Source organism: Sphingobium sp. B12D2B (assembly GCF_025961775.1).
GTDB lineage: Bacteria > Pseudomonadota > Alphaproteobacteria > Sphingomonadales > Sphingomonadaceae > Sphingobium.
In genome coordinates this window covers 80,802-98,977 of the sequence record NZ_JAOQOH010000001.1, presented here as the reverse complement: position 1 = coordinate 98,977, position 18,176 = coordinate 80,802, and the positions used below count along the sequence as shown (strand labels likewise).

22 protein-coding genes are annotated in these 18,176 nt (G+C 66.7%); 17 read left to right on the top strand and 5 right to left on the bottom strand.

The features are described from left to right. Positions 1-12 precede the first annotated feature (12 nt). The 12 genes from fliL (at position 13) to M2335_RS00445 (ending at position 8,038) form a co-directional block, all read left to right on the top strand. Positions 13-633, top strand: coding sequence for a flagellar basal body-associated protein FliL (gene fliL, locus M2335_RS00500; RefSeq protein ID WP_264571515.1), 621 nt, complete (start codon positions 13-15; stop codon positions 631-633). A gap of 38 nt (positions 634-671) precedes the next feature. Further along, a complete protein-coding gene (locus M2335_RS00495; RefSeq protein ID WP_264593453.1) occupies positions 672-1,541 on the top strand; it encodes a flagellar motor switch protein FliM in 870 nt (289 codons plus the stop codon). An 11-nt stretch (positions 1,542-1,552) separates the two neighbouring features. Continuing rightward, positions 1,553-1,882, top strand: coding sequence for a flagellar motor switch protein FliN (gene fliN, locus M2335_RS00490; protein WP_181560894.1), 330 nt, complete (start codon positions 1,553-1,555; stop codon positions 1,880-1,882). After that, entirely contained in the window at positions 1,879-2,151 is a 273-nt protein-coding gene (locus M2335_RS00485) for a flagellar biosynthetic protein FliO (protein WP_181560893.1), read from the top strand. Before fliN ends, M2335_RS00485 begins: the two co-directional genes overlap by 4 nt. A 103-nt stretch (positions 2,152-2,254) precedes the next feature. After that, the gene (fliP, locus tag M2335_RS00480) at positions 2,255-3,085 is read left to right on the top strand and encodes a flagellar type III secretion system pore protein FliP (RefSeq protein WP_264593452.1); all 831 of its coding nucleotides are present in this window, start codon (positions 2,255-2,257) and stop codon (positions 3,083-3,085) included. A 22-nt stretch (positions 3,086-3,107) separates the two neighbouring features. Beyond that, positions 3,108-3,380: a flagellar biosynthesis protein FliQ gene (fliQ, locus tag M2335_RS00475; RefSeq protein ID WP_181560891.1), complete on the top strand. Its 273-nt coding sequence runs from the start codon at positions 3,108-3,110 to the stop codon at positions 3,378-3,380. Next, complete coding sequence (gene fliR / locus M2335_RS00470) at positions 3,377-4,153, top strand: flagellar biosynthetic protein FliR (protein WP_181560890.1); 777 nt, start codon at positions 3,377-3,379, stop codon at positions 4,151-4,153. The genes fliQ and fliR overlap by 4 nt, the downstream gene beginning before the upstream one ends. 3 nt (positions 4,154-4,156) lie before the next feature. Continuing rightward, positions 4,157-5,302, top strand: coding sequence for a flagellar biosynthesis protein FlhB (locus M2335_RS00465; RefSeq protein WP_264593451.1), 1,146 nt, complete (start codon positions 4,157-4,159; stop codon positions 5,300-5,302). A gap of 58 nt (positions 5,303-5,360) precedes the next feature. After that, positions 5,361-5,804 carry a hypothetical protein gene (locus M2335_RS00460; RefSeq protein ID WP_181560888.1) on the top strand — a complete coding sequence of 148 codons (444 nt, stop codon included), beginning with the start codon at positions 5,361-5,363 and terminating at the stop codon, positions 5,802-5,804. A gap of 120 nt (positions 5,805-5,924) precedes the next feature. Then, positions 5,925-7,307, top strand: coding sequence for a flagellar filament capping protein FliD (fliD, locus tag M2335_RS00455; RefSeq protein ID WP_264571513.1), 1,383 nt, complete (start codon positions 5,925-5,927; stop codon positions 7,305-7,307). A 76-nt stretch (positions 7,308-7,383) separates the two neighbouring features. After that, positions 7,384-7,752 carry a flagellar export chaperone FliS gene (gene fliS / locus M2335_RS00450; protein ID WP_264576883.1) on the top strand — a complete coding sequence of 123 codons (369 nt, stop codon included), beginning with the start codon at positions 7,384-7,386 and terminating at the stop codon, positions 7,750-7,752. A 133-nt stretch (positions 7,753-7,885) separates the two neighbouring features. Further along, a complete protein-coding gene (locus M2335_RS00445) occupies positions 7,886-8,038 on the top strand; it encodes a hypothetical protein (protein ID WP_264571511.1) in 153 nt (50 codons plus the stop codon). A gap of 59 nt (positions 8,039-8,097) precedes the next feature. Here M2335_RS00445 and gdhA read toward each other — a convergent pair whose 3' ends face one another. Next, positions 8,098-9,447, bottom strand: coding sequence for an NADP-specific glutamate dehydrogenase (gene gdhA, locus M2335_RS00440; RefSeq protein WP_264576881.1), 1,350 nt, complete (start codon positions 9,445-9,447; stop codon positions 8,098-8,100). A gap of 471 nt (positions 9,448-9,918) precedes the next feature. Here gdhA and ung point away from each other — a divergent pair, with 471 nt between their 5' ends. After that, positions 9,919-10,659: a uracil-DNA glycosylase gene (gene ung / locus M2335_RS00435; protein WP_264593450.1), complete on the top strand. Its 741-nt coding sequence runs from the start codon at positions 9,919-9,921 to the stop codon at positions 10,657-10,659. A gap of 74 nt (positions 10,660-10,733) precedes the next feature. After that, on the top strand, positions 10,734-11,663 hold the full coding sequence (locus M2335_RS00430) for a DUF808 domain-containing protein (RefSeq protein WP_264593449.1): 930 nt from the start codon (positions 10,734-10,736) through the stop codon (positions 11,661-11,663). Between the two features lie 58 nt (positions 11,664-11,721). On the opposite strand, the gene M2335_RS00425 is transcribed toward M2335_RS00430, so the two are convergent. Further along, positions 11,722-12,075, bottom strand: coding sequence for a hypothetical protein (locus M2335_RS00425; protein ID WP_264593448.1), 354 nt, complete (start codon positions 12,073-12,075; stop codon positions 11,722-11,724). Between the two features lie 44 nt (positions 12,076-12,119). On the opposite strand from M2335_RS00425, the gene M2335_RS00420 reads away from it, so the two are divergent. Continuing rightward, entirely contained in the window at positions 12,120-13,232 is a 1,113-nt protein-coding gene (locus M2335_RS00420; RefSeq protein WP_264593447.1) for a serine hydrolase domain-containing protein, read from the top strand. Between the two features lie 424 nt (positions 13,233-13,656). Here the strand turns inward: M2335_RS00420 and M2335_RS00415 are convergent, their stop codons facing one another. Genes M2335_RS00415 through pdxH form a run of 3 tightly spaced genes read right to left on the bottom strand, consistent with a single transcriptional unit; the run spans position 13,657 to position 16,116 of the window. Continuing rightward, positions 13,657-14,484, bottom strand: a complete 828-nt coding sequence (locus M2335_RS00415; RefSeq protein ID WP_264593446.1) for a PhzF family phenazine biosynthesis protein — start codon at positions 14,482-14,484, stop codon at positions 13,657-13,659. Further along, positions 14,481-15,485, bottom strand: a complete 1,005-nt coding sequence (locus M2335_RS00410; protein WP_264593445.1) for a cation diffusion facilitator family transporter — start codon at positions 15,483-15,485, stop codon at positions 14,481-14,483. Before M2335_RS00410 ends, M2335_RS00415 begins: the two co-directional genes overlap by 4 nt. A gap of 10 nt (positions 15,486-15,495) precedes the next feature. Beyond that, positions 15,496-16,116: a pyridoxamine 5'-phosphate oxidase gene (pdxH, locus tag M2335_RS00405; RefSeq protein WP_264593444.1), complete on the bottom strand. Its 621-nt coding sequence runs from the start codon at positions 16,114-16,116 to the stop codon at positions 15,496-15,498. A gap of 173 nt (positions 16,117-16,289) precedes the next feature. On the opposite strand from pdxH, the gene M2335_RS00400 reads away from it, so the two are divergent. After that, complete coding sequence (locus M2335_RS00400; protein WP_264593443.1) at positions 16,290-16,985, top strand: DUF4136 domain-containing protein; 696 nt, start codon at positions 16,290-16,292, stop codon at positions 16,983-16,985. A 237-nt stretch (positions 16,986-17,222) separates the two neighbouring features. Then, a complete protein-coding gene (locus M2335_RS00395) occupies positions 17,223-18,149 on the top strand; it encodes a DnaJ C-terminal domain-containing protein (protein WP_264593442.1) in 927 nt (308 codons plus the stop codon). The last annotated feature ends 27 nt before the right edge of the window (positions 18,150-18,176 follow it).

Below are 18,176 nucleotides of genomic sequence, written 5' to 3'. Positions count from 1 at the left end.
GGGGATCGATTGATGAGTGACGCACCGGACGCCGGCGCCGCCAAGAAAAAGGGCGGCGGCAAGAAGAAGCTGATCATCATCCTGGGCGCCGTGGCGCTGCTGGGTGGCGGTGGCGCGGCCGCGGGGTTCTTCGCCGCTGGCTCCATGCACAAGGAAAGCGGGCCGGCGGAAGACGCCTTTCGCCCGCAGCTGGTGCTGACCGGCGAGAAGCCCGAGGAGGTCGCCAAGACCTGGGCTGCCAAGGCCGCCGAGCAGCACGCGCCTGAGCGCGAGGGCAAGGGCGTGGATCTGCCCCGCCCGGCCAATGCTTCGGCCTATCAGGCGACCTATTTCCAGATCCCGGCGCCGTTCACCTCCAACCTCGCGGACAGTGACTCCTTCGCGCAGGTCTCGATCGCCGTGTCGACCTATTACGACCAGCGCGTGATCGAGGCGGTGCAGGCGCATGAGCTGCCGATCCGCTCGGCCATCCTGATGATGATGGCGCAGGAGCAGGAGCTCGACCTCTCGACCCCGCAGGGCAAGGAGAAGCTCCAAGCGAAACTTCTGACCGTTATTAACGATGTTTTGAAGGAAAAGACGGGCTACGGCGGCATTGATAACGTTTATTTTACCAATTTCGTTATTCAGTAGCGCCGTGTCCGACGGGGGTCGGACGGGGACAATGAACGATGAATGACGTGCAGCCTTTCGCGCTCGGGCGACAGACCAGTGAGCCGGTCGCCGCGATCAGCGGACTGGAAAAACTCGGCGAGCGGGTCGGCCGCCGGTTGCGCGCGATCATCGAGCCTTATGGGGGCGCGCGTCCGCTGGTCACCGCGCTGCCGCTCGAAGAAACCATGTTCATGATGTGGGATGCGAGCGCTCCGGAGTTCGCCAGCCTCTCGCTCTATCGCCTGCACCCCATCAAGGGGCCGGTGGTGCTGCGCATCGACGCGCCGCTGGTCTCGCTGCTGGTCGATCGCTTCTATGGCGGCAAGGGCGACCGCGCGAGCAGCGACAAGCGCGAGTTCACGCCCACGGAAACGCGGCTCGGTGCCCGGCTTGCCGATGGCATCATCGCGGCGCTGGTCGAATGCTGGGCCGAGATCGCGCCGCTGGAGCCGGTGCTGATCAACCGTGAGACCAATCCGGCCCATGCCCAGCTGATGCCCGGCGAGACGGCCATCGTGGTGCAGGGGTTCGAGGTCGACATGGGCGATCATCGCCCGCGCATCATCGAGTTCATTTATCCCAAGGCCGGCTTTGGCGGGCTGGAGATCGTCGGATCGCCCAAGGCGGGGGACGAGGCGCGGCCGGCCGATCCGGTCTGGCGGACCCGTCTCGCCACCCGGCTGGACGATGTGCGCTTCCCCGTCCGCACGGTGCTGGCGCGGCCCAATCTCAAAATGGCGGAGCTGATGTCGCTGAAGCCCGGCGACGTCATCCCCATCCACATCGCGCGGCAATTGCCGCTGCTCGTCGGTGACCGCGTCTTCGCGCAGGGCACCGTGGGCGAACAGGACGGCAGTGCCGCCTTCATGATCGAAAAACTGGCCTGAGGACCAACATAATGAGCGAGATGAGCGAAACACTCCGGGCTGAGGCCGCCGCACCGGTGGACATGGGTCTGGGCCGCAACATGGCCCTGCTGGCCGATATTCCCGTCCGCATGTCTGTCGAGGTCGGCGCCACACAGCTGCGTCTGGCCGAAATCATGAATCTGGGCGAGGGCAGCGTCGTGCAGCTCGATCGTCAGGCTGACGATCTGCTGGACATCATGGTCAACGGCACGCTGGTCGCCCGGGGCGAGGTGGTGACGGTGAACGGCCGTTATGGCGTGCGCATCGTCGAGATCGCCTCCACCGAGGCGCGCCTCGCCGGGCTCGAGCGCCGCGCATGAGCGCGCTCGCCTGGTATTTCCTCAAGCTGCTCATCATGCTGCCGCTGGTCGGCGGCATGGCCTATGGCGCGCTGTGGCTGTGGCGCAAATATCAGCCCGGCATGCTCGGCGCCGGCCAGCGCGATCGGATGGTCAAGCTGGTCGATGTGCTGCCCATGGGCACGCTCGGCAAGCTCGCGGTCGTGGAATTCGAGGGCAAGCGCCTGCTGCTCTCCGTCTCGCGCGGCAAGGTCGAGAAGATCGCGGAGAGCGAAACCCGTCATGGTTGACCCCATTCTGGCGACTACCCAAGTGCTCCTGCGCAGGCAGGAGCCCAGGGCGCAGTCGCTGTCCCTAGCTGCCCTGGGCTCCTGCTTCCGCAGGAGCACGGGTTTGCTGATCCTCCTTTGCGCTCTTCTCTTTGCCGCGCTGAGCCTCACGCAGCCCGCCTTCGCGCAGACTGCCCCGGCTGCACCCGCCGCCGCGCCCGCGCCGCAAGTGCAGGCACCCGCAACCGGCGCGCTGCCGCAAGGCGCTGCCGCTGCCTCGGGCGGGCTGACCCGCGCGCTCGACGATGTTTCGGGCGATGGGCGCCCGCTCTCCATCTCGCTGCAGATCCTCGTCCTGATGAGCCTGCTGACGGTGCTGCCGTCGCTGGTGCTGATGATGACCAGCTTCACGCGCATCATCATCGTGCTCTCGCTGCTCCGTCAGGCGCTCGGCCTCGCGCAGACGCCGCCGAACCAGGTGCTCGTCGGCCTCGCGTTGTTCCTCTCGCTGTTCGTGATGCGCCCGGCGATCGACCAGATCACCGCCAGCGCCTACACGCCTTATGGTGAGGGTCAGATCAGCATCGAGGAAGCGGTGAGCCGCTCGGGCAAGGTGCTGCATGGCTTCATGGCCAAGCAGACCCGCCAGAACGACCTCGCTCTGTTTCAGAACCTCGCCAACGTGCCGGCCTTCCGCTCGCCCGAGGAGATTCCCTTCTCGATCATGCTGCCGGCCTTCATCACCAGCGAGTTAAAGACCGCCTTCCAGATCGGCTTCATGATCTTCCTGCCCTTCCTCATCATCGATCTCGTCGTCGCCTCCACGCTGATGGCGCTCGGTATGATGATGCTCTCGCCGACCATCATCTCCATGCCGTTCAAGCTGCTGCTGTTCGTGCTGGTGGATGGCTGGGCGCTGACCATGGGCTCCCTCGCCGGCTCGTTCGCGACCTGAGCGGGCAGGAAAGGGACGCATCATGGAAAATGGCGATTTCTTCGTCGGCCTCGCCCAGCAGGCGCTATGGGTTGCCGCGCTCGCGACCGGGCCGATCCTGATCCCGGCCCTGCTGGCGGGCGTCATCATCGGCATGATCCAGGCCGCGACCTCGATCAACGAGGCGACGCTCTCCTTCGTGCCCAAGCTCATCATCGTCGCGGTGACGCTGGCGCTGTTCGGCGGGGCGATCCTGATGCTCATCGCCGATTTCACGCGCGAGATCTTCGAGCGGATTCCGGACCTGCTCAGATGATCGCACCGGCATTTGCGGGCCTCGAGGCGCAGCTGTGGCTCTGGATGCTGGCGATGATCCGGCCCGGCGCCGCATTGCTCGCCGCGCCGATCTTCGGCGCCGCCGCCGTGCCGGTGCAGCTGCGCATCATACTCAGCCTCGCGATCGGCATTGCCGCGCTCAACAGCGCCCCCTTTGCGCTGCCCGAACAAGGGCTGGCCAGCATCGCCGGCATCGCCCTCGTCGCGGCGGAAGTGATTGCAGGCCTCAGCCTCGGCTTCGCCTTGCAGATCGGCTATTCGGCGGCGTTCATTGCCGGCGAGACGATCGCCAATGCCATGGGCCTCGGCTTTGCCTCCATGGTCGATCCGCTCTCAGGCCAGCCAACGCCGGTCGTCGGCCGCTTTCTCTCGATCATTGCTACCTTCCTGCTGCTCGCCATGGATGGGCATCTGCTGCTCATCCAATACGTCGTGATGAGCTACAAGGCGCTGCCCCCGGGCAATCTCATGCCGGCGAGCGCGTTCGAGAGCATCGCGCAGTTCGGCGGCACCATGTTTGCCTCGGGCGTCATCATCGCCCTGCCGGTCACCTTCACGCTCATTCTCGTCCAGCTCGTCATGGGCATGCTCGCGCGCACCGCGCCGTCGCTCAATCTCTTCGCGGTCGGCCTGCCGGCGACGCTGCTGGCCGGCCTCGTGCTGCTCGCCATCGCCGCGCCGGTCATGGGCGAGGCGATCAGCGACGCCTTGCGCCAAGGGCTCGACATGAGCCGCTTGCTGGCGGGCGGCTGAACCATGGCGCAGGAAGCCTCCGGCGGCGGCGAAAAGACCGAGAAGCCAACAGCCAAGCGTCTGACGGACGCGGCCAGCAAGGGCGACATTCTCCAGTCCCGCGAACTCTCCACCGCCATGGTGGTGATGGCCGGCGTCGGCTGGCTCGCGATTGCCGGGCCGGCGTTGATCGACGCCATCCGCCTGATGCTCGCCGAGGCCCTGCGGTTCGATCAGGGCGATATTGCGGGCTTCGCCCCGGAGCAGCGCGCCTATCATCTGCTCGCCATCATCGCGCTGCCGCTCGCGGGCGTGCTGCTGGCGACGGTCGTCGCGGCGATTGCCGCGCCTGCCGTGCTTGGCTCGCTCGGCTTCCGCACCGGCGCGCTCGCGCCCAAGCCGGAGCGCATGAACCCGATCAACGGGCTCAAGCGCATCTTTGGCATGCAGGGCATTATCGAGCTGGTCAAATCCCTCGCCAAGGTGGTGCTGCTCGGCAGCATCGGCGGCGTGCTGCTGTGGCGGCAGTTCGATGCGATTCACGGCATGGCCAAGACCGGGGTGATGCCGGCGATGAGCGAGATGGGCCACATCTTCGTGGTCGTCACGCTCGCGCTCGCGGCGGCCCTGTTCCTCATCGCGGGCATCGACGTGCCGGCGCAGATCTTCCAGCGCATGAAGCGGCTCAACATGAGCAAGCAGGAAGTGAAACAGGAGCACAAGGAGACGGAAGGCTCTCCCGAACTCAAGGGCGCGATCCGCCGGCGGCAATATGAGACGCTCAACGGCTCGGTGCGTAAGGCGGTGGAAGAGGCCACGGTGGTGCTCACCAACCCGACGCACTTCGCCGTCGCGCTGCGCTATCATCCGGGGCGCGATGCGGCGCCTGTGGTAGTCGCGCGCGGTTCCGATGAAATCGCCGCGGCGATCCGCACGCTCGCGGCCGATCAGGGCCGGCCGGTGCTGCAATATCCCGAGCTTACCCGCGCCATCTACTTCACCTCGCGCGCGGGGCAGGAAGTGGACGAACGGCTGTTCATGGCCGTCGCCGCCATCCTCGCCTTCGTCTACCGGATCGAGCACGCCATGGCGACCGAGATGGACCGTCCGCACATCGATCTGCCCGATGCGATGCGATTCGATGCGGATGGGCGCAATATCGTGAATTAAAGCTTAGCCGAACTCGTCCGTCTTTTGTTGATGGGGACACATTAGAAGGCAATGTGTCATGAACGAGTTCTTGCCCCGCGCCGGGGCTGTCACCCCGGTGACCAGCGCAACGGAGCGCAGCCCCTTGGCTGTGCCTGCCGTTTCCCAATCCCGTGCCATGCATGGCGGGGCGGAGGGCGAGACCTCCCGCGCCGCCTTGCTGCGGGATCGCGAACGCTCCGCCGCCGCTGCCGATTATGCCCGCATCCATGCCGAGATCGCCGATGTGCTGGCGCATATCCAGCCCTCGGCCCGCAATGCTGAATCGAGTGTCGAACTGGCCGACCGGGCCATCGTCGCATTGATGCCGAGCCCCGTCGTCATGCTCCCCATGCCGCCGACCGACGAGCAGATGGTCACCTTCGTCGCCAATGTGGCGCAGGCGGTGGCGCGGCAGGCCGGGCTGGCCCAGGCGGCGCAGGCATCGGTCACCTCGCTCATGGTGGAAGCCGCCTCGCACTGAGGGTTCCGGCGCCAAGCGCGCCGCTGTTCGACGACTGAATGCGCCTGCCCTGATTCTTTGCCCGTGGCACTAAAGCCGCGCTCGCCGCTGCCGTTCTGAAGCCTTGAAAGGACGACGGATATGGCGACGGATATTGCGAGCGCACTGGGCATCGGCTCCGGGATCAACATCACCCAGATGGTGTCCGATCTCACCAATGCCTCGTTCCAGCCGCGCCAGAGTGCCGTCCAGTCCCGGCTGGATACCGCCAGTGCCCGCGTGTCGGCGCTGGCCTCCGCCAAAAGCTCGCTCGAGACCTTCTCCAAGGCCCTGACCGACCTGCTGCAGGGCACCGGCTATCGTGGCAATCCGGTCTCCAATGATCCGACCATCGCGGCGGTCTCGCTCATTCCGGGCGGCGTGCCCAAGGGCCTGCCGGCGCAGCTTGAGGTGCGCCAGCTTGCCGCCGGGCAGGTACTCCAGTCCGCCGCGCTGGCCGACAGCGCCGCCGTCGCTGGCACCGGCACGCTCAAGCTCACCGTGGGCAGCACCGAGACGATGATCACCGTCGGCGGCACCGGCACGCTGGCTGACCTTGCCTCGGCCATCAATGCCGCGAATGCCGGCGTGACGGCTTCGATCGTCACCGATCAATCCGGCGCGCGCCTCGTGCTCAAGGGCGAGACCGGCACCGCCAAGGCCTTCACGCTCACTGCCGAGGCCGATGCGGATGCCAATCTCCAGCGCTTCGTCTGGGATGGCGCCGCCGGGACGCTGACGCAGAGCCAGGTCGCCGCGAATGCGCTGATCCGCATCGACAATGTCGATATGGAATTCGGCTCGAACAAGATCACCACCGCCATCCCCAACATCCAGATCGACCTCAACAAGGCGGAGCCGGGCAAGACGATCACCCTCGCCACGGACCAGCCGACCAGCACCATGAGCGATCTCGTTCGCGAGTTCGTCACCGCCTATAATCAGCTCAAGGGCGCCCTCAACGATGCGACGGTCGCGCAGGGCGATACGGCCGGCCTGCTCTCGGGCGACTTTGGCGTGCGGGATCTGTCGCGTCGTCTCGCCGGCCTGGTCTCCCAACCGCTGACCGACAGCGGCACCTATCGCACGCTGAGCGATCTGGGCGTGCGCACCGAACGCAACGGCACGCTCACGCTGGATACCAAGCGGCTCGAAGCGGCGCTGGCGGCTGACCCCGAAGGCGTCACCCAGATGCTCAATCCTGCCGTGCCCAGCGCGACGCAGCCGGGCATTGCCGGCGCGCTCAAGGACATCACCGATTATGTGAACGGCAGCGAAGGGCCGCTCGCCAGTTCCGCAGCCATTTACGGGAAGCAGAAGGCCGCGCTGGAGAAGGAGCTGGAGAAGCTGGGCGATCAGCGCAGCACCTACAGCACCCAGCTCACCGCGACCTACGCGAAGATGCAAACGCGCCTGCTGCAGTTCCAGGCGACGCAATCCTATCTTGAGCAGCAGGTCAAGATCTGGAGCCAGAACAACGACTAACAGTCCGGGCGCAGACGCTGGACGCACCAAATAAGGGATACGCTGTATGTACATGGGTTCGCATCCGATGAGGCCGATGGCCGCGCTCCGCCATTATGCGGCGGTGGATAGCGGCAGCCGCGTCGAGGGCGCCACGCCGCACCAGCTCGTGCGCATCCTGTTCGACGAGCTGCTGCTCGCGCTGGATACCGCCGCACTGGCGCTCAAGGCCGGTGACCGCCACAAATGCCTGGACCGGCAGACGCGCGCGCTCGCCATTCTCCACGCGCTGGAGACGAGCCTTGATTTCGATCAGGGCGGCGAGATCGCCATCAGCCTTGCGACCATCTACCGCGAGACGCGCCGCCGGACGCTGGAGGCGACCGTCGCCAATGATCCCAGCCTGATGGAGAGCGCTCACGGCTTCATCGCGGAAATCGCGTCGGCCTGGAAGCAGATCGGCTGACGGCCTACCCGGCCCGTCCGACGCTCCTTTCAACTCGTCCGCTTTTCCGGCATTCGTCGCAAAGCCGGGCACCGGCCGCTCTTCCATCCGTTTCTCTCCCATGCCCATCAAGGGCGACAAGAGAGGATGGACCATGGCAAACCAGAACCAGCAGAATGATCAACAGCGCCAGCCCGGCCAGGGCGGCCAGCAGGACCAGTCCAACACGGACAAGTCCGGTCGCCAGCAGGGCGGACAGGACGATCAGAACCAGCAGGGCGGCGGTCAACGCCAGAACCAGCGCTGATCGGATCAGACATGCGAAGGCCGCCGGTGTTCCGGCGGCCTTTGTGTGTCCACCGCGCGTCAGATCACCCCAAGCGCGTCCATCGCCTCGGCCACGCGGACGAAGCCGGCGATGTTGGCGCCCAGCACATAGTCAGCGGGGGCGCCATATTCCTCGGCGGTTTCCGCGCAGCGGTCGTGGATGTCGTGCATGATCGAGGCGAGGCGGCTTTCCGTCTTCTCGAAGGACCAGCTGTCGCGCGAGGCGTTCTGCTGCATTTCCAGCGCGGAGGTGGCGACGCCGCCGGCGTTGGCGGCCTTGCCGGGCGCAAAGAGGATGCCGGCTTCCTGGAACAGCCGCACGGCATCCGGGGTGGAGGGCATGTTGGCGCCTTCGCCCACCGCGATGACGCCATTTTTGAGCAGCGTCTTGGCGTCATTGCCGGTCAGCTCGTTCTGGGTGGCGGACGGCATGGCGATGTCGCAGGGCACATCCCAAACCGAGCCGCCCTCGACATAATGACTCTTGCCGCCCTTGAGGCGCACATAGTCGCTAATCCGGTCGCGGCGGACGAGCTTGACTTCCTTGACCAGTTCGAGGTCGATGCCGTCCTCGTCCATCACATAGCCGTTCGAGTCCGAGCAGGCCGCGATGATGCCGCCGAACTCGATGACCTTCTCCATGGTGTAGATGGCGACATTGCCCGAGCCGGAGACGGTCACGCGCTTGCCATCGAAGCTCTGCTTGCGGGTCGCCAGCATCCGCTGGACGAAATAGGTCGCGCCATAGCCGGTGGCCTCCGTGCGGGCGCGCGAGCCGCCGTGGAACAGCGCCTTGCCGGTCAGCACACCGGCCTCATAGCGGTTGGTGAGCCGCTTATACTGGCCGAACATATAGCCGACCTCGCGCCCGCCCACGCCGATATCGCCGGCCGGCACGTCGGTATATTCGCCCAGATGCCGGAACAACTCGGTCATGAACGACTGGCAGAAGCGCATGATCTCGCCCTGCGAGCGCCCGCGGGGGTTAAAGTCCGATCCGCCCTTGCCGCCGCCGATCGGCATGCCGGTGAGGGCGTTCTTGAAGGTCTGCTCGAAGCCGAGAAACTTGATGATGCCGACATTGACCGAGGGATGGAAGCGGATGCCGCCCTTGTAGGGCCCGAGTGCCGAGTTGAACTGCACGCGGAAGCCGCGGTTGATCTGCACCTGGCCATTATCGTCCACCCACGGCACGCGGAAGATGATCTGCCGCTCTGGCTCGCACAGCCGCTCGATCAGGGCATTGTCCAGATAATGGGGCCGCTTTGCGACGACGCGACCGAGGCTTTCCAGCACCTCCGTCACCGCCTGATGAAATTCCGGCTCGCCGCCATTGCGGCGGATGACGTCATGCAGGACCGGGCGAAGCTTATCGTCAATTCTCAGCAATGTTTGGTCTTTCTTCTCTGGACGTAAATTTGATGGCTGGGCTGGACGGCGCCGACAGGGCGCGCGTGGGGCAGGCAGAGACGAAGCGACCGAACATTGCCGGGCCGAGCAGGACTCAGCGCGCGGTGAAGGCCGGCGGTCGTGCTCTGGTCAGGCCCCGGAAGGGTGGCGGAATGTGATGGAGTGGCGTGGCATCATGCGGACTTTCGGGCGTGGGGCATGCGCGTCTGGAACGTCGCACGGCGGTTCGGCGAAAGGGCCCCGAGCCCGGCGCGCACGGCACCGGGTCCCGGGGCTAGATGCCCGCGAGAAGCTGCCCCGCATGATGGCGGATGGAAAAATGCCTGATGCATATCCGCATAAAAATCCCATGCGTTTCATCGCCTTGCGTGTCAACCGGCAGCGGCTGTCTGCCGTTCGCGCCTATGCGGACTAATTTGCCCGGCGCCGCAAATGCTCTAAGCCGGGCGAATGACTGCCGATGCCGACACCGCCATAACCCCGCCCTCCATCCCTGCCTCGCTCGATGAAAGCTGGCGGGTGGCACTGGCCGATGCGTTCGCCGCGCCCTCCATGGCGCAGCTCAAGGCCTTTCTTCAGGCCCGCAAGGCGGCCGGCGCGCAAATCTTTCCGCGCGGCAGCGACTGGTTCAACGCGCTCGCCCTCACGCCCCTGCCGGATGTCCGCGTGGTGATCCTCGGGCAGGATCCCTATCATGGGCCGGGGCAGGCGCATGGCCTGTGCTTCTCCGTGAAGCCGGGCGTGCGGCCGCCGCCGAGCCTCGTCAACATCTTCAAGGAATTGCGGACCGATGTGGACTTTACCCCGCCCGGCCATGGTCACCTCGTCCATTGGGCGGAACAGGGCGTGCTGCTGCTCAACAGCGTGCTCACCGTCGAGATGGGGAAGGCCGGCGCCCACGCCAATCAGGGTTGGGAGCGGTTCACCGACGCGGTGATCGCCGCCGTCGCCGCGCAGGACAAGCCGGTCGCCTTCCTGCTCTGGGGGGCCTACGCTCAGAAGAAAGCGGCGTTCGTGCAGGATGTGAGCGCGGGGGGGCGGCATCTGGTGCTGAAGGCGCCGCATCCCTCGCCGCTCTCGGCCCATAATGGATTTTTTGGCTGCCGGCACTTCTCGCGGGCCAATGCGTTTCTCACCGCGCAGGGGCGGGGGGCGATCGACTGGTCGTTGCCGCCCGAGCCTGCCGCCTGACCCGCTGCCCGATCTTTCCGCCCGCCGGGAAATCAGGCAGGGTGGCTGCACTATCCTGACGAGGAGCATCCCTTATGGCCTCCGGCCTCGCCGCCCTGCTTGACGATGTCGCCGCCATCGCCCGCCTTGCTGCGGCATCCGTCGACGATGTGACGGCCGCTGCCGGCCGGGCCAGCGTGAAGACAGCCGGCGTGGTGGTGGACGATGCCGCCGTGACGCCGACCTACGTCACCGGCTTTTCGCCGCAGCGCGAGCTGCCGATGATCTGGCGCATCGCGCTCGGGTCCATTCGCAACAAGCTCCTCATCCTTTTGCCGCTCGCGCTTCTGCTCAGCGCGTTCCTGCCGCAAGCGATCACGCCGCTGCTGATGGTCGGCGGCACCTTTCTGGCCTTCGAGGGGGCCGAGAAGATCATCGAGATGCTGCGGGGCGGCCATGCGCAGGAGGAGGACATGCTCCCCGCCGATGGCGACGCCAAGGCGCTGGAAAAGGCGAAAGTCTCAGGCGCGATCCGCACCGACCTTATCCTCTCGGCCGAGATCATGGCGATTGCCCTGGCTGACGTGGCGAGTCGGCCGCTGCTCACGCAGGCGCTGGTCCTCGCCGTCGTGGGCCTGCTGGTCACCGTCGCGGTCTATGGTGTGGTCGGGTTGATCGTGAAGCTCGACGATATCGGTCTGCATCTGGCCAAGACCGGTGGCCCTTTGGTCCAGCGGGTCGGTCGCGGGCTGGTGCGGATGATGCCGGGGGTGCTGAGCCTGCTCGAATCGATCGGCATGGTGGCGATGCTGTGGGTCGGCGGCGGGATCATTCTGCACGGGCTGGAAGGGACGCCGCTGGGGGCGCTGCCCCATGGCCAACACGCCATTGCCGAAGCGGTGAGCCACGCGCCGGCGATCGTCTGGACCATCAGCGCGATGCTGGCGGCGCTGTTCGGGTTTCTGGTCGGCGCGGTGGTGGCGGCGGTGGTGCACCTCATCCAGCGGCTGCGCGGCAGGCACTGATCTATCTTAGTCCCTCCTCTGAAGAGGAGGGGAGATATGACGGGCCACCCTACGCCCCTCAGCGCTCGGGCATGCAGCCGAAGCCGGGCTTGAGTCGCGCGGATCGCGTGGCCAGCATGGGTATCTTGGCGGTCAGGCGCCGGGCCTCGGGTGCATCCTCATAGCGCACGAGCGCTATCCAGGGCACGCCGGCCAGATCGCTCTGGCAGCTTTCGAGCGGGCGATTCTCGACGTAGCGGCACGAGCAGCCTAGGCGCGCGGCGAGGCCGGCGGCCTGGTCGGCCTCCCGCTCCCAGCCCGGCCAGCTCACCGCGACCCAGAAGGCGACCAGAACCACCGGTAGCAGCGCGAGCCAGCCGCTCGCGCGCTTCATCATGGCCTTGCGCTTGAGAGGATCGCGCTGCCCCCACATCTGATTATCCCCTTTCATCGCGCTGCGTGATAAGGCCGCGCGCCATGAAGATCAAAAGCCTTTCCCGCTGGCTGTGCGTCACCGCCGCCAGCCTGATGCTCGCCGGAGCGGGCGCATCGCAGGACGTGCCGGCCAGCCGCTATGCCGTGCTGAAGGACAGCCCCGGCCTTTCCGCCATGGCGCTGCGCGAGGCGGTGGACCCGCTGTTCGATCCCGGCGATGGCGCGGACGTCGGCGAGACGCGCGCGCTCATCGTGATGCGCGGGGGTGAGATCGTCGCCGAGCGCTATGCCGATGGATTCACGCCGCAGAGCCGCTTCCTGAGCTGGTCGATTGCCCGCACCGTCACCGGCCTCATCGCCGGGATGATGGTCTCCGACGGTCTGCTGGCGCTGGACGATCCGGCGCCCGTCGCCGCCTGGCGACAGACCGGCGATCCGCGCGCCGCGATCAGCTTGCGGCACCTGCTGCAGATGAGCAGTGGCCTGCAATATCGCGAGGATTGGCAACCGGGCGAGCCGAGCGACACTCTCGCCATGCTCGCGGGCGAGGGCAGCACGGATCAGGCGGCGTTCGCAGCGGCCAAGCCGCTGGTGCAGGCCCCGGGCGTGACCTTCGCCCCGAGCGCGGGCAGCACCATGATCCTCACCGGCATCATGACAGACCGGCTGACGGCGAATCAGGACCCGCTCGCCCGCCGCGCCGCCATGGCCCGCTTTCTCGATGCCCGCTTCGCGCGACCGCTCGGGCTCAAGGACTTCGTGCCGGAATTCGATGCGCGCGGGACGCTCGAGGGCGCGCTGATGATGCATATGACGGCGCGCGACTATGCGACGATCGGCGAACTCATCCGCCAGCGCGGCCATGTCGCGGGGCGCCAGATCATCGCCGATCCCTGGTTCGATTTCATGACGGCGCCGTCGCCCGCTCATGCCGCATTTGGTGGGCATCTCTGGCTCAACCGGGGCGGCGACCCCTCACCGCTCTTTCCGGGCCAGGCCGGTGCCGGCGTGATGGCGGCGGTGGGCGAGCGCGGCCAGTTTGTTCTCGTTTCGCCCGAGCAGCGACTGGTCATCGTCCGCCTCGGCATCACCCGCGAGGAAGACATGGACGCCCTGCGCGAAGCCATGGCGCGGCTGGTCCGGCGGTTTTCGTGACTGGTCAGGAGTGTGGCGCTGCCAGTTTAACGGACCAACCGTAGCACGAGGCGTTGGCGTGGATGACGCTCGCGCGCGGTGCGTCGGTCACGACGACCAGCGTTGCCTGCGCCCACTCCAGACGAACAGCTGGTTGACCATCGATCGCTACGGCTCGACAGGCGAAGAGCCGATCCGTTGGAAGCCAGCGGGGCTGTATCCAGACGACTCTGGAGAAGCCGGACAAAGCGCCGCAGTCCGTCATTTGAACGCGCGCTCCGGTCCAACCGTCGGGCGAGAGACTTTCATAAAAAGTCGTTGTGTCGCACATTGCGCTGCCGGCTGACCGCACAAGTCCGAATGCCAGAATGAGGAGCAAGGCGGCGCAGCCCAAGTGGAACTGCCGACGTTCGTTTTGCGTCAGTTCTCTCTTGCTCATGGCGGCTTACCACCCTGAAAGCAAAAACTGCCCCTCGATCACCGTGCGGCATCGACCGGTGAGAATGACGCGGTCGCCGGTGCGTTCGCAGTCGACATAGCCGCCGCGCGCGCTGGCCTGATAGGCGGTGAAGCGGTCGCGGCCGAGCCGGTCGCTCCAATAGGGCGTGAGCAGGCAATGGGCCGAGCCGGTCACCGGGTCTTCGTCGATCCCTGCGCCCGGCACGAAGGCGCGGCTGACGATATCGGTCTCGGCGCCCGGCGCGGTGGCGATGATGAGCAAATTGCCGAGCTTGCCGAGCGCCGCGAAATCGGGGCGCAGCGCGCGCACTTGCGCGTCGTCCGCATAGACGAGCAGGCGATAGCCGCCGTCGCGGGCGTGCGTCTCCTGCGGCGCGGGGCTACCGAGCAGGGCAGCGATTTCTGAAAGGTCCGCCGGCGTCATGGCCATGCCCGGCAGATCGAGCCGGTAGGTATCGCCTTCACCGCCCGCCACGCGTTCGACCACCAGATCCCCGGCCTGCTGTGTGCGGAAGCGCAGGCTCTGTCGCGCGGCGCCCATCAGGGCATGACCGCTCGCCAGCGTGGCGTGGCCGCACAGCGCCACTTCGACGGTCGGCGTGAACCAGCGCAAGTCATAGTCCGCGCCGGCGCCGGGTGGGAGCGGCACGGTGAAGGCAGTCTCCGCGAGGTTATTCTCCTGCGCGATCGCCTGCAGCACATCGTCCGCCAGCCAGTGATCCAGCGGCATGACAGCGGCGGGGTTGCCGGTGAACGGCGCATGCGCAAAGGCATCGACCTGGACGAAAGGGAGGATCATCGGCGCTGCCGTCATGGGGCGGGCGTCTCCGGCCCGGGCGTCTTGTCGCTCGCGGCGGCTTCGTTGACGAGCACCGTGCGGGCATCCTGCTGGGTGAGCAGGTCGCTTTCCGGCTGGTCGGCGGGGTCGGGGTGGATGATCAGCTCCAGGCCGGGGAAGTCGGCGGTCAGGTCGCGGGTGATGTCCTCCATCACGTCATGCGCCTGTTTCAGCGACATATGCGGGTTGAGCCAGATGTGGAACTGGGCGATGTCATGCGATCCGCTGCTGCGGGTCCGCAGATCGTGGATGCCGTGCAGGGCGGGGTGCCGCTCGGCAATGTCGAGGAAGCGCTGGCGCTTTTCCAGCGGCCATTCCTTGTCCATCAGCTCGCCAATGGCGTGCATCGCCGTCCGGCCCGCATTGAGCGCCAGCCACAGGCCGATGCCGAGGCCGAAGAGCGCATCCGCGCCGCGCAGGTGCAGCGCCGTTTCCAGCACCAGCGCGAGGATGACCGAGCCGTTGAGCAGCAGATCGCTGCGATAATGCAGGCTGTCTGCGCTGATCGCGACCGATCCCGTCGCCCGGATCGCGCGTGCCTGATAGCTGACGAGCAGGATGGTCAGCACGATGGCGAGGATGGAGACGCCGATGCCATATTCGATCGCCGTGGGCGTGCCGGCACTGCCGAACCGCTCGACTGAGCGCAGGATGATGAGCACGGCGGCAACGCTGATCAGCGAGACCTGAAACAATGCGGCCAGAGCCTCCGCCTTCCCGTGGCCGAACCGGTGGTCGTAATCCGCCGGGCGCGCGGCGAGGCGGACGGCGAAGAGCGTGACGAGGCTGGCGACCAGATCCAGCCCGGTGTCCGCCAATGAGCCAAGCATGGCGATGGACTCGGTGCGCAGCACGGCCCAGCTCTTGGCCGCCGCGAGAATGAGCGCCACGGCGACGCTGGCGAGCGCGGCCTTGCGATTGATCGCGCCGGTCGTGGCGAGATGATCCTCGCGCGCCGGAGGCGTCGCCGCACTCACCGGCCATGCCTCATGGATAGAGCATCTGCGCGGCCCAGCGACCCACGTTGTCGGCCTCATAGCGGCGACGCTCGTGGAGGCGGAAGGCCCGGTCCAGCCAGAACTCGATTGCGCGCGGGGCAAGGCGGAAGCCCGACCAGTGCGGCGGGCGGGGCACGTCGACGCCGGCGAAGCGCGCCTCGATCTCCCTGATGCGATCCTCGAAGGTCTCGCGCGCATCCAGCGGCCGGGACTGATCGGATGCCCAGGCGCCGATTTGCGACACGCGCGGGCGCGAGGCGAAATAGGCGTCGGCCGTTGCGGCATCGACCGGGCCGACCGGTCCCTCGATCCGGATCTGGCGCCGCAGCGACTTCCAGTGGAACAGCAGCGCCGCCTCCGGATGGGCGAGCAGTTCCCCAGCCTTGCGGCTCTCGAAATTGGTGTAGAAGGTGAAGCCTTCCGGCCCATAGCCCTTGAGCAGGACCATCCGTGTGGAGGGTCGGCCCTGCGCATCGACGGTCGAGAGCGCCATGGCCTCGGGATCATTGGGCTCGCTGACCCGGGCGTCGGCCATCCATTGGGCGAAGAGGGCGAAGGGGTCGTCCGTCAGCGTGGTCGGCTCGGATGAGGTCGCGGTCTGTGTCGTCATGCGCTTCACCTAGCCTGTGCGGCCGCGCGTGGAAACTCTCCTGTCGCTTCATACCCCGGAGGCGCGATGCCCATTCATATGGGGGCAAGGCGTGGGTCGATAGACTATGCGCGCCGATGCTGGACCAGTTGGGTGGGCTGGCGCGGAAACAAGCTCTGCGCAAGAGGACCACCATGAACGCCTCCGTCCCTGTCCGCTTCATCGCTGCCCTCTCCCTCCTCGCGATGGCCGCGCCGGGCGTCGCCCAATGGGGGCGCGGCCCGGATCGCTGGGGCGGCTCGCGCATCGATTCGCCGCGTGCACCCCTCGTGAGCAGCGGCCGTGACTCGCGCGAAGGGCAGGTCGATGCCGCACAGTTCACCGCTGAGGGCGGGGCTGCGCGGCTCGGCAGCGGGCCAGTCCAGGTTTCCACGCTGACCGGCGCGGTCGATGACGTCGCGGGCACCGCGCCCTTTGAAGCGGCGGTGATCGATCAGTTGGTGAAGGCCGGCTATGATACGCTGGCGCAGTCGCAGGGCGACAGCGGGCAGGTGACCGAACTGCGCATCCGCCGCGAGGTGCTGGTGCCCGAGGAGACCAAGCGCAAGCCGGTGAGCGGCGAAATGATGGTCGGAACCGGCACCTATGGATCGACCATGGGCATGGCGCTCGCGGTGGATCTCTCCAAACCGCGCAAGGCGCTGGTGTCGACCCGCATGGAAGCGCGCATCCTCGATAAGGCTACCGGCGCGCCCCTGTGGGAAGGCCGGGCGGAGATCGCGACGCGTGAGGGCGATTCGCGCTGGAGCGACCAAGCGATCGCCACGCGCCTCGCCGAGGCGATGTTCGAGCGCTTTCCGAACGGCCCGGCACGCGTCGCCGCGCGATAGGGCCAATCGACATTCAGCTCTGACGGCCTGCAAATGGCGATTTTCCGTGCTTCCGGTGCTCACGTACCTTGAGTACGCTGCGCTCCGGGTCACGAAAAATCACCATTTTCGCCACGTCATCATCTGAATGTCGATCGGCCCTAGCCGCACGCGCATCCCCACTTGCGGCGCCGCGCCGCAATCGCCAGATGAATGCCATGAGGCATGATATCTTCGTGAACGGGTGGGTAGAACGACATGGCTGATCCCTATTCGCTGCTGGGCGTCCCCCGCAGTGCGGACGAGGCGGCGATTAAGTCCGCCTATCGCAAGCTCGCCAAGGAGCTGCATCCGGACCGGAACAAGGACAATCCCAAGGCCGCGGAGAAATTCTCCGAGGTCACGCGCGCCTATGATCTGCTGTCCGACAAGGACAAGCGCGCCCGGTTCGACCGGGGCGAGATCGATGCCGACGGCAACCCCACGCATCCCTTCGGCTTTGGCGGACAGGGCGGGGGCCGCTCGCAGGGCGGCGGGCCGGAAGGCTTTGAGTTCGGGGCCGGCGGCCCGGACTTCTCGGATATTTTCGAGGGGCTGTTCAGCGGTGGACGCGGGCGACCGGGCGGCGGCTTCGGCTTTGGCGGGCGCGGTGCGCCACCGCCGCAGCGGGGCGCCAACATGGCCTATCGCCTGTCCGTTCCGTTCACCGATGCCGCGACGCTGGCGCCGCAGCGCATCACGCTGGCGGACGGCAAGACCATCGATCTTAAGCTGCCTGCCGGTGTCGAGAATGGCACCCAGATGAAGCTCAGCGGCAAGGGGCAGCCGGGCCCGGCGGGCGCGGGCGATGCCATCGTCACCATCGAGATCGGCGATCACGCTTTCTACAAGCGCGATGGCGACAATGTGCGGCTGGACCTGCCGATCAGCCTCAACGAGGCCGTGGCCGGCGCGCGCGTCAAGGTACCCACGGTCGATGGGCCGGTGATGCTCGCCGTTCCGGCGGGCGCCCATTCAGGGCAGACGCTGCGGCTGAAGGGCAAGGGTTTCCATCGCAAAAGCGGTGGTCGCGGTGACCAGCTCGTCACGCTGATGATCGACGTGCCGGGCCATGATGCCGCGCTGAAGTCTTTCGTGGAGAGCTGGAGCGACACGCGGCCGTTGCGGACGCATCTGGGCGTGTGATCCCGGCGCGGGCAAGCCCTGCGCTAT